Source organism: Bifidobacterium anseris (genome assembly GCF_002860345.1).
GTDB lineage: Bacteria > Actinomycetota > Actinomycetes > Actinomycetales > Bifidobacteriaceae > Bifidobacterium > Bifidobacterium anseris.
Genome location: NZ_NMYC01000001.1, coordinates 247,468 through 259,199 on the forward strand (window position 1 = coordinate 247,468; position 11,732 = coordinate 259,199).

General features: G+C 66.2%; 9 protein-coding genes. All 9 read left to right on the top strand.

Translation table 11 applies throughout. From position 1 onward, the window contains the following. Window positions 1-187 precede the first annotated feature (187 nt). Window positions 188-1,216 carry a MetQ/NlpA family ABC transporter substrate-binding protein gene (locus CGZ88_RS01025; protein WP_026645073.1) on the top strand — a complete coding sequence of 343 codons (1,029 nt, stop codon included), beginning with the start codon at window positions 188-190 and terminating at the stop codon, window positions 1,214-1,216. 155 nt (window positions 1,217-1,371) lie between these two features. Beyond that, window positions 1,372-2,637: a methionine ABC transporter ATP-binding protein gene (locus CGZ88_RS01030; RefSeq protein WP_026645072.1), complete on the top strand. Its 1,266-nt coding sequence runs from the start codon at window positions 1,372-1,374 to the stop codon at window positions 2,635-2,637. Then, a complete protein-coding gene (locus CGZ88_RS01035) occupies window positions 2,637-3,356 on the top strand; it encodes a methionine ABC transporter permease (protein ID WP_034523743.1) in 720 nt (239 codons plus the stop codon). The genes CGZ88_RS01030 and CGZ88_RS01035 overlap by 1 nt, the downstream gene beginning before the upstream one ends. Before the next feature lie 66 nt (window positions 3,357-3,422). Next, the gene (locus CGZ88_RS01040) at window positions 3,423-4,577 is read left to right on the top strand and encodes a M20 metallopeptidase family protein (RefSeq protein ID WP_026645070.1); all 1,155 of its coding nucleotides are present in this window, start codon (window positions 3,423-3,425) and stop codon (window positions 4,575-4,577) included. Between the two features lie 42 nt (window positions 4,578-4,619). Next, window positions 4,620-6,317, top strand: a complete 1,698-nt coding sequence (locus CGZ88_RS01045) for an NAD+ synthase (protein WP_101671095.1) — start codon at window positions 4,620-4,622, stop codon at window positions 6,315-6,317. 134 nt (window positions 6,318-6,451) lie between these two features. Beyond that, window positions 6,452-6,649: a hypothetical protein gene (locus CGZ88_RS01050; protein ID WP_101670888.1), complete on the top strand. Its 198-nt coding sequence runs from the start codon at window positions 6,452-6,454 to the stop codon at window positions 6,647-6,649. Between the two features lie 287 nt (window positions 6,650-6,936). Continuing rightward, window positions 6,937-9,312: a formate C-acetyltransferase gene (pflB, locus tag CGZ88_RS01055; RefSeq protein ID WP_026645067.1), complete on the top strand. Its 2,376-nt coding sequence runs from the start codon at window positions 6,937-6,939 to the stop codon at window positions 9,310-9,312. 159 nt (window positions 9,313-9,471) lie between these two features. Next, the gene (pflA, locus tag CGZ88_RS01060; RefSeq protein ID WP_026645066.1) at window positions 9,472-10,353 is read left to right on the top strand and encodes a pyruvate formate-lyase-activating protein; all 882 of its coding nucleotides are present in this window, start codon (window positions 9,472-9,474) and stop codon (window positions 10,351-10,353) included. A 92-nt stretch (window positions 10,354-10,445) separates the two neighbouring features. Then, window positions 10,446-11,732 (top strand): HRDC domain-containing protein, encoded by a 1,287-nt coding sequence (locus tag CGZ88_RS01065; RefSeq protein WP_101670889.1) that lies wholly within the window; start codon window positions 10,446-10,448, stop codon window positions 11,730-11,732.

The window sequence follows — 11,732 nt, forward strand, 5'->3', positions numbered from 1 at the left end:
GGATGCGCGATCGTTGGCGTTGCCATGCGTGAACGCCGCTTATAAGAGGAAACGATAACGACACGGCACCGTCGCGTCCCGCGCGGTCGTATCCTTGAACACGTCGCGGCGCCGACGGGCACGTTCGGGCGCACGCGGGACCTACGCACACCAAGGAACCATCGAGAGAGGAACGAGAGGAAACGAGATGAGCCAGAACAACGCCAACGAACCGGGCAAGGCGCCCGAGCTGAACACCGACGAGCCGGTGCGCGTCAACCACACGGCGCGCAACATCATCATCGCCGTCGTCGTCGTGCTGCTCGTGGCGGCGGGCGCCTTCTTCGGCTTCCACCGCGCGAACAACGGCGGGAAGGCGGCCGCGAGCGCCGAGACGAAGGGCACGAAGGACAATCCGGTGAAGATCGGCGTCGTCGGCGCGACCGATCCGCAGTGGATCGAATTCAAGAAGCAGGCCGAGGCGAAGGGCGTCTACGTGGACATCGTGGACTTCCAGGACTATACGAGCGAGAACCCGGCGCTCGACGCCGGCGACCTCGACATGAACGAGTTCCAGCATCTGCTGTATCTGGCCAACTACAACGTGCAGAACAACAAGAACCTGCAGCCGCTCGGCGGCGTGGCGATCTACCCGCTCGGCGTCTACTCCTCCTTCGACAAGGACGGCAAGCCGAAGTACACCGACATCAAGGATCTGCCGGCCGGCTCGACGGTCGCGATTCCGAACGACGAGACGAACCAGGCGCGCGCGATCGGCGTGCTCAAGGCCGCCGGCGTCGTCACGCTCAAGGGCGACTGGACGGCGTTCACGATTCCGCAGGACATCGACGAGGCGAAATCGAAGGTCAAGGTCGTGCCGATGAAGGCCGAGCAGATCGCAAACACACTCAAGTCGGGCGGCGACGACCTGTCCGCCGGCGTCATCAACAACGACTACGTCGCCGACGCCGGCCTCGACCCGACCGACGCGATCTACCATGACGACGCAGAATCTGAGGAGTCGCGCCCCTACATCAACATCTTCGCCGTGCGAGCCGACGACGTGGACAACGCCGTGTACCGCAAGTGCGTCGAGATCTACCAGACGAAGCCGGTGCTCGACGCGCTGCAGGAGGAGTCGGCAGGCACCGCCGTGTTCGCAGACAAGTTCTCGCAGACCGAACTGGCGAAGTACCTGACCGACATCGAATCGGACATCCGCGCGAGCGGCAAGTGAGCCCTTCGCCGCACACGGCGCGCCGCCACGGGGCAACGCGCACGATGAGCCGCCCGTGCCGCTACAATGGCGGCCGGCGGCTTTCTCTCGCATTCGGCGCGATGCGCGGGCGACGGGGGAGAGGCGGGGCAAATCAAGGAGACAAAGGCGACACAATGACGCAAGGCAAGGAACCCATCATCGTCTTCGACCATGTGGTCAAGGAGTTCAGGCAGCGCGGCGCGAAGAAGACGATGCGCGCCGTCGACGACGTCTCGCTGAGCATCGACGAAGGCGACATTTTCGGCATCATCGGCTATTCGGGCGCCGGCAAGTCGACGCTTGTGCGCATGATCAACGCACTCGAGCAGCCGACGAGCGGCACCGTCACCGTCATGGGCCACGACGTGTCGCATATGGGCGAGGGCAGGCTGCGGCCGGTGCGCCAGAAGATCGGCATGATCTTCCAGCAGTTCAATCTGTTCTCGCAGAAGACGGTCGCGCAGAACATCGCCTATCCGCTGAAGCTCGACCATTGGCGCAAGGACTATCAGGACAAGCGCGTCCGCGAGCTGCTCGAGTTCGTAGGCCTGTCCGAACATGCGAACAAGTACCCGTCGCAGCTGTCGGGCGGCCAGAAGCAGCGCGTCGGCATCGCGCGCGCCCTGGCGACGAACCCGAAGATCCTGCTTGCCGACGAGGCGACGAGCGCGCTCGACCCGGAGACGACGACCGAGGTGCTCCAGCTGCTCGAACGCGTCAACCGTCAGCTCGGCATCACGATCGTGCTCATCACGCATCAGATGAACGTCGTGCAGCAGATCGCCAACCGCGTCGCTGTCATGAGCGCCGGCCGCGTCGTCGAACAGGGCGATGTCTACGACGTCTTCGCCGCGCCGAAGCAGCCGGTCACGAAGCGCTTCATCGCCACGGCGATGGACGGCCTGCCCGACCCGGCGCGCATCGCCGTCATGCGCGAGCAGTGGCCGGGACGTCTCGTCACCGTCGTCGTGCGTCAGCGCGACATCGTCGACGCCGACGGCAACGTGCTCGTGCCCGCCTCCGGACAGGACATCTCCGAACTCATCGCCCGCCACGGCATCAGCAGCGGCCTGCTGTACGGCGGCATCGACACCGTGCAGGACATCGCGATCGGCGCGATGACCTACGAGTTCACCGGCGACGAGGCGCGGATCGACGCCTTCCTCGACGACCTGCGCCGCCACAGCGACATCGTCGACTTCGGCACGAAGGCACATCCGGTCGATTACGACACGGCCGTCGAACGCGCCCGCATCGCGCTCGGCCCCGACGAGGCGACAGCCACGTCGACGCCCACGCTCGACGACGATCTCGAAATGATCGAACAGAACGACGACGTCGTCGACATGACGCCCACGACCCCGCGGGAACGCAAGGCCGCACGAAAGGAACGTGACTGATGTACACCCTCGCATCCGCATCCGCATCCGCATTCGCCCCCGCCGCGACGCTCGCGAGCCGCAGCGACTGGAGCGTCCTCAAGCCGCTGCTCGCGCAGTCGGTCGTCCAGACGCTGCAGATGGTGCTCATCACAATCGTCATCGGCGGCGTGCTCGGCCTCGTGCTCGGCGTCATCCTCTACGGCACGCGCCCGGGCAACCTCTTCGAGAACCGCGTCGTCTATCGCGTGCTCGACATCCTCGTCAACATCGTGCGTCCGATTCCGTTCATCATCTTCCTCGCCGCGATGCAGCCGCTGACCGTCAAGGTCGTCGGCACGTCAATCGGCACGACGGCGGCGATCTTCCCGATGTGCATCATGTGCACCTTCGCGACGTCGCGCCTCGTCGAGCAGAACCTCGTGCCGGTCGACCACGGCGTCATCGAAGCGGCGCGCGCGATGGGCGCGTCGAAGTTCACGATCATCCGCACCGTGCTCATCCCCGAGGCGCTCGCGCCGCTCATCCTCGCCTACGCGTTCCTGTTCATCGGCGTGCTCGACATGTCCGCGATGGCCGGCTACATCGGCGGCGGCGGCCTGGGCAACTTCGCGATCGCGTACGGCTACCAGAAGTTCGACCAGACCGTCACCTGGACGGCCGTCATCATCATGATCGTGCTCGTGCAGGTCGTGCAGGCCATCGCGAACGCGATCGCCAAGCGGCTGCTGCGCCGCTGAGCGACGGCGTAGCCGGGGAAGGCCAAACGCAGCAGAGAAGAACAAACAACAGGGAAGAAGGCAATCATGGCCGTGAGCATCGAACTGAGCGACGAACTGCGCGCGATCCGCCACCATCTGCACCGCCATCCGGAACGTTCCTTCGAGGAACGCGAGACGAGCGCATATCTGCGCTCCGTGCTCGCCGCGCACGGCGTCGAACTGCTCGACGACCCGATGCCGACCGGCGTCGTCGCGCGCATCGAGGGCGCGCACGATGGACCGGTCGTCGGCCTGCGCGCCGACATCGACGGCCTGCCGGTGCGCGAGGATTCGGGACTCGACTTCGCGTCCGTCAACGACGGCGTCATGCACGCCTGCGGTCACGACCTGCACATGGCGAGCCTGCTCGGCGCCGTGTTCTGGCTCAACGCGCACCGCGACCTCATCCACGGCACGCTGCGCGTCATCTTCCAGCCGGCCGAGGAGCTCGGACGCGGCGCACGCGCCGTCATCGACGCCGGGCTCGCCGACGGTCTCGACGCGATCATCGGCACGCACAACAACCCGAACTACGCGCCCGGCGTCCTCGCCGCCGGCGCGCAGCCGATGATGGCCGGCTGCGTGCGCTTCCGCGTCGACCTGCACGCCGACGGCGCGCACGGCGGCTACCCGCACAAGGGCACCGGCCCGTTCGAGGCGATGAGTTCGATGATTCTCGCGCTGCAGACGATCGTCAGCCGCAACGTCTCGCCGTTCCACCCGCTCGTCGTCTCGGTGACCGAGGTGCACGGCGGCGACGTGTGGAACGTCATTCCCGCCGAAGCCGGATTCCAGGGCACCGCCCGCTACTTCCACCGCGAGGACGGCGACCTCGCCGCCCGCCGTTTCAAGCAGATCGTCATGTCGACGGCCGCGGCCTACGGTATCCGCGCCGACATCGAATGGGACGACTTCCAGGCCCCGCTTGTGTGCGACCCCGACCTGATCGCGCCGGTCGCCGCCGCGATCGGCGCCTACGCCGAGGCCGCGCCGATCATGCCGTCGATGGCGGGGGAGGACTTCGCCGAATACGCCGAGGTGACACGCCTCGTCTTCGCCTTCGTCGGCTCGAATGGCACGCCCGGCTGCGCCGACTGGCACAGCCCGCGCTTCGTCGGCTTCGACGAGACCGTGAAGACCGGCGCCGAGTTCTACGCGAACGCCGCGCTCGAGACGCTGCATACGCTCGCGAACGAATAGGAAGGCGCGCGGCGCAACACCTGGGCGCTACACTTGGTGGGCATGAGCACACTACGTTTCGCACTCGCGCAGATCGACACCTGCGTCGGAGATCTCGACGGCAACGCCCGCAAGGTCCTCACGTTCACCCGGCGCGCCAAGGAGGGCGGCGCCGACGTCGTCATCTTCCCGGAGATGACGCTCACCGGCTACCCGATCGAGGACCTCGCGCTGCGCGCGACCTTCCGCAAGGCCGCCTGGGAAACCGCCGACCGGCTCGCCGCCGCGCTTGGCGACGAAGGCCTGGGCGAGCTGTATGTCGTCGCCGGCACGATCGGCACCGACCACGCCAACGGCAAGCCGCGCAACCGTCTCGTCGTCCTGCACGACGGACGCGTCTGGGCGGGCTACGACAAGCACTTCCTGCCCAACTACGGCGTCTTCGACGAATTCCGCATCTTCTCGTCCGGCGAGCGCGCCGTCGTGCTCGACATCGCCGACGCACGCGTCGGCGTCGCGATCTGCGAGGACATCTGGCAGGACGGCGGCCCCGTCGCCGAACTCGCACGCCTCGGCATCGACCTGCTGCTGACGATCAACGGCTCGCCGTACGAGGAAGGCAAGACGCACACGCGCCTCGAGCTGGGAGCGCGGCGCGCGGCCGAGGTCGGCGCGCCGATGATCTACGTCAACCAGGTCGGCGGTCAGGACGACCTCGTCTTCGACGGCGGCAGCTTCGTCGTCGACGTCGACGGCACGCTGCTCGAACGCTCGCCGATGTTCGTCGAGGACCTCGCGTACTTCGACCTCGACACGCAGGCCGACCGCCAGCGGCCGACGACGATCGCCGCGCCGCTCGACGAGGACGAGGAGGTCTACACGGCCTGCGTGCTCGGCCTCAAGGACTACATGGCCAAGAACGGCTTCACGACGGTCACGCTCGGCCTGTCCGGAGGCATCGACTCGGCGCTCGTCGCCGCGATGGCCGCCGACGCCGCCGGCGGCGAGGCCGTGTACGGCATCTCGATGCCGAGCATGTACTCGTCGGACGGGTCCAAGGACGACGCGGCCGACCTCGCCGCGAACCTCGGCGCCCACTACGACGTGCAGCCGATCGAACCGCTCTTCGACGCCTTCCAAAGCCAGCTGCAGCTGGAGGGCGTGGCCGCCGAGAACCTGCAGGCGCGCATCCGCGGCGTCATCGTCATGGCGTATTCGAACTCGAAGGGTGCGCTCGCGCTCGCCACCGGCAACAAATCCGAACTCGCCTGCGGCTATTCGACGATCTACGGCGACGCCGTCGGCGGCTACGCGCCGATCAAGGACGTCTTTAAGACGAAAGTGTGGGCGCTCTCACGCTGGCGCAACCGCGCGGCCGCCGAGGGCATCGGCGTCGGCGGCCTGTGCATCGTCGGCAACGAGGAAGGCGACGCGGGCGTCATGCCGGCCGGCGGCGTCGTCATCCCGGTCCGCTCGATCGAGAAGGCGCCGAGCGCCGAGCTGCGCCCCGGACAGAAGGACTCGGATTCGCTGCCGGAGTACGCGCTGCTCGACAAGGTCCTCGAAGCCTACATCGAACGTGCGCACGGACGCGCCGACCTGCTCGCCGACGGCTTCGACGAGAAGACCGTGGACACGGTCATGCGTCTCGTCGACCGCGCCGAATGGAAGCGCCGCCAATACCCGCTCGGACCGAAGGTGAGCGCGCTCGCGTTCGGCCGCGACCGGCGTCTGCCGGTCACCGACAGGTTCCGCGAATAGCGGACCCGCACGCCCCCGGCGTACAGTGGTGAGCGCAACAGGCGTCTGCGGCGGCGCAATCGCGCAGCGGCAGAAATTGCATGGGACACGGCTCGGTCGGCACGCCGGCCGAACGCAATACAAGGAGCGAGAGCATGAGCGAAGCGCAGCAGTGGTATTACAACACGGCGACCGGGCAGGTCGAGCTCGGTCCGCAGTCGCCGATGGAGCACCGCATCGGGCCGTACCCGACGAAGCAGGCGGCGATGGACGCGCTCAAGACGGCGGCCGAACGCAACAAGCGCTGGGAAGACGAGGACCACGCGTGGAACAGCTGGGGCTCGTCGAAATGACGGGTCCCACGGGACGCTGAAGACGACGAAGGCCGTGCCGCTCGAACGGACGTCGATCGGCGCGGCCTTCGTCGTCGATGAACGGAGTCGGTTATCGATACGCGGCATCGATCATCGATGAATGTGCACGCTCACATTGACGATGAGTGACGCGCATCACATGGAAAAACCGGGAATGTGATCAAGGTCACGCGTGTGCGCAGCCGTTCGCCGATGACGAACGGTTATCATGAAACAGGCAACGACACGAAGACGCGTCGCAACAGACCCCCCAAAAAGGAGTGAATATGGCAGCAGTTGAGGCAACCGCGGTCTCCCCGGAGGACATCAAGGAGCAGGCCTGGAAGGGCTTCGTTCCCGGCAACTGGGAGAAGGACATCGACGTCCGTGACTTCATCCAGAAGAACTACACGCCGTACGAGGGCGACGAGTCCTTCCTCGCGGACGCCACCGACAAGACGAAGCATCTGTGGCAGTACCTCGACGACAACTATCTGGCCGTCGAGCGCAAGCAGCGCGTCTACGACGTCGACACCCAGACCCCGGCCGACATCGACGCGTTCCCGGCCGGCTACATCGATTCGCCGGAAGTCGACGACGTCATCGTCGGCCTGCAGACCGACGAGCCGTGCAAGCGCGCGATGATGCCGAACGGCGGCTGGCGCATGGTCGAGCAGGCGATCAAGGAAGCGGGCAAGGAGCCCGACCCGGCCGTCAAGGCAATCTTCACGAAGTACCGCAAGACCCACAACGACGGCGTCTTCGGCGTCTACACGAAGAACATCAAGGTCGCGCGCCACAACAAGATCCTCACCGGCCTGCCGGACGCGTACGGTCGCGGCCGCATCATCGGCGACTACCGCCGCGTCGCGCTGTATGGCGTCGACACGCTGATCAAGTTCAAGCAGCGCGACAAGGACGCGATCCCGTACCGCAACGACTTCTCCGAGACCGAGATCGAGCACTGGATCCGCTACCGCGAGGAGCACGACGAGCAGATCAAGGCGCTCAAGAAGCTCATCAACCTGGGCAAGGAGTACGGTCTCGACCTCGCGCGTCCGGCGATGAACGCGAAGGAGGCCGTCCAGTGGACCTACATGGGCTACCTCGCCTCGGTCAAGAGCCAGGACGGCGCCGCGATGAGCTTCGGCCGCGTCTCCACATTCTTCGATTGCTACTTCGAGCGTGACCTGAAGAACGGCACGATCACCGAGCAGGACGCGCAGGAGATCATCGACAACCTCGTCATGAAGCTGCGCATCGTGCGCTTCCTGCGTACGAAGGACTACGACGCGATCTTCTCCGGCGACCCGTACTGGGCGACCTGGTCGGACGGCGGCTTCGGCGACGACGGCCGCACGATGGTCACGAAGACGTCGTTCCGCCTGCTCAACACGCTCACGCTCGAGCATCTCGGACCCGGTCCGGAGCCGAACATCACGATCTTCTGGGATCCGAAGCTGCCGGAAGGCTACAAGGACTTCTGCGCGAAGATCTCGATCGACACCTCGGCTATCCAGTACGAGTCCGACAAGGAGATCCGCTCGCATTGGGGCGACGACGCCGCGATCGCATGCTGCGTCTCGCCGATGCGCGTCGGCAAGCAGATGCAGTTCTTCGCCGCGCGAGTCAACTCCGCGAAGGCGCTGCTGTACGCGATCAACGGCGGCCGCGATGAGATGACCGGCATGCAGGTGATCGACAAGGGCATCATCGACCCGGTCCAGCCGGAGGCCGACGGCTCGCTCGACTTCGAGAAGGTCAAGGCGAACTACGAGAAGGCCCTCGAATGGCTTTCGGAGACTTACGTCGAGGCGCTCAACATCATCCACTACATGCATGATAAGTACGCCTACGAGTCGATCGAGATGGCGCTGCACGACCGCGAGGTCTACCGCACGCTCGGCTGCGGCATGTCCGGCCTGTCGATCGCGGCCGACTCGCTGTCTGCATGCAAGTACGCGAAGGTCTACCCGATCTACAACAAGGACGCCAAGGACATGCCGGGCCACGAGTTCGAGTACGTCGAGGGCGCGGACGACGACCTCGTCGTCGGCTACCGCACCGAAGGCGAGTTCCCGCTCTACGGCAACGACGACGACCGCGCCGACGACCTCGCCAAGTGGGTCGTCTCGACGGTCATGGGTCAGGTCAAGCGCCTGCCGGTGTACCGCGGCGCCGTCCCGACGCAGTCGATCCTGACGATCACGTCGAACGTCGAATACGGCAAGAACACCGGTTCGTTCCCGTCCGGCCACGTCAAGGGCACGCCGTACGCGCCGGGCGCGAACCCGGAGAACGGCATGGACTCGCACGGCATGCTGCCGTCGATGTTCTCGGTCGGCAAGATCGACTACAACGACGCGCTCGATGGCATCTCGCTGACGAACACGATCACGCCCGACGGCCTGGGCCGCGACGAGGACGAGCGCATCGCCAACCTCGTCGGCATCCTCGACGCCGGCAACGGCCACGGTCTGTACCACGCGAACATCAATGTGCTACGCAAGGAACAGCTCGAGGACGCCGTCGAGCATCCGGAGAAGTACCCGCACCTGACCGTGCGCGTCTCCGGCTACGCCGTCAACTTCGTCAAGCTGACGAAGGAGCAGCAGCTCGACGTCATCTCCCGTACCTTCCATCAGGGAGCCGTGGAGGACTGAGCGCCGATGAGCGCACCGGCGGACCCGTCATAGGACGGCGGGTCGCCTGAGGACGACAGGCAAAGGGCGGGGTCGCGCACCCTGCCCTTTGCCGTATCCGGCCGCCGACGCCGGCGGCATCGCACGACATCGAAGACGAATGGACGAATGGAGGAACCGATGGACGAGCAGACGGCATTCCGCTCGACGACGCGGCACATGCTCAAGGAATCGAAGACCTATGCGAGCCAGACGCTCATGGGCGGCCTGTCCGGCTTCGAATCGCCGATCGGCCTCGACCGGCGCGACCGCATCCGCGCGCTGAAGACCGGCGACATCGGCTTCGTGCATTCATGGGACATCAACACGTCGGTCGACGGCCCCGGCACGCGCATGACGGTGTTCATGAGCGGATGCCCGCTGCGCTGCCAGTACTGCCAGAACCCCGACACATGGAAGATGCGCGACGGCAAGCCGGTCTACCTCGAGGCGATGGTCGACAAGGTGAAGCGTTACGCCGATCTGTTCAAGGCGACCGGCGGCGGCATCACGTTCTCCGGCGGCGAATCGATGATGCAGCCGGCCTTTGTCTCGCGCGTGTTCCATGAGGCCAAGGCGATGGGCGTGCACACCTGCCTCGACACCTCCGGTTTCCTCAACCGCAACTACACCGACGAGATGATCGACGACATCGACCTGTGCCTGCTCGACGTCAAATCGGGCGACCCGGACACGTACGAACGCGTCACCGGCGGCATCCTGCAGCCGACGATCGACTTCGGACGACGTCTGGCGGCACGAGGCAAGAAGATCTGGGTGCGGTTCGTGCTCGTGCCGGGGCTGACCGACGCCGAGGAGAACGTCGACAAGGTCGCGCGCATCTGCCAGAGCTTCGGCGACGCCGTCGAACACATCGACGTGCTGCCGTTCCACCAGCTCGGACGCCCCAAATGGCACGAGCTGCGCATCCCGTATCCGCTCGAGGACCAGAAGGGGCCGTCGAAGGCCTGCAAGGACCGTGTGCGCGAACAGTTCGAATCCTACGGGTTCCGCGTCTACTGAGACGCCGGAGCCCCGACCGGAGGCGCCGCGCTGTCCGCGATTGGCTGCATCATGCGTTATGTGACATCGCAAGGATCTGAAGGAGAGCACACGTGGACGCTGAGCCGGTCCTGCTGACACAACCACGCGAGGGCGTGCCGGAGGTCATCGACACGGCCGCCGGCTACGAACGGGCCTGCGAACGCCTCGCCGCGGCCACGGGGCCGCTCGCCGCGGACGCCGAGCGCGCATCCGGATACCGCTACGGCCACGAGGACAGGCTCATCCAGTTCAAGCGCGAAGACGCCGGCATCATCCTGCTCGACCCGATCGCGCTCAGTGGCCGGGGCGTCGACTGGGGACTGTTCAATGAGGCCGTCGGCGACGCCGTGTGGATCCTGCACGATTCGCGGCAGGATTTGCCGGGATTCGCCGACCTGGGCCTGCGCCCCGGGCGGTTGTTCGACACCGAGATCGCCGCGCGCATGCTCGGACTGCACCGCTACGGGCTCGCCTACGTCACCGAGCACTATCTGGGTATCGCGCTCGCCAAGGAGCATTCGGCCGCCGACTGGTCCTATCGGCCGCTGTCGCGCGACCTGCGCAACTACGCGGCGCTCGACGTCGAGCTGCTCATCGAACTCGACGAGGCGATGACACGCGACCTCAAACGCCAGGGCAAGCTCGCGTGGGCCGAGGAGGAGTTCGCCCACGCGCTGATGGCAGGCCTCGAACCGCGCCGGCCGCATCCGACGCCGTGGATGCGCGTCTCGCATATCACCGACCTCGGGGGAGACACCCGCGCGCTCGCCGTCGTCAAGGCGCTGTGGGAGCGGCGCGACGAGCTCGCCCGGCACTACGACATCGCGCCGACGCTGCTGCTGTCCGACGCCGCGATCATCGAGGCGGCCAAGCGCAAGCCGCACAATGCCGCGCAGTTCCGCGCGATCCGTTCGCTCAACGAGCGCGTGCGCATCCAGCTTGGCACCGAACAGGACAAGATGTTCGAACGCTACGCGCCGATCCAGCGTCAGATCAAGCCGCGCGTGTGGAAGGAGACGATCCAGCAGGCGCTCGACCTGCCTGACGCGCAGCTGCCGCAAGCCGTGCGCCAGCAGGGCGGCGCGGAGGCCGGCAACGCGCCGAAGTCGATGCGGATATGGCGCCAGCACCATCCGCAGCGATACCGGCTGCTGCAGGAATGCCGCGCCGTCGTCAACCAGATCGCCGAGGACGTGCGCATCCCGCCGGACATGGTGCTCAAGCCGCAGATCCTGCGCAACCTGTGCTGGACCGATCATCCGAAGCGGCGCGACGTGGCCGATTTCCTGCGCGCGGAGGGCGCCCGCGCATGGCAGATCGGGCTGTTGAACGCGTCGCTGACTCGCGTTATCATGTAA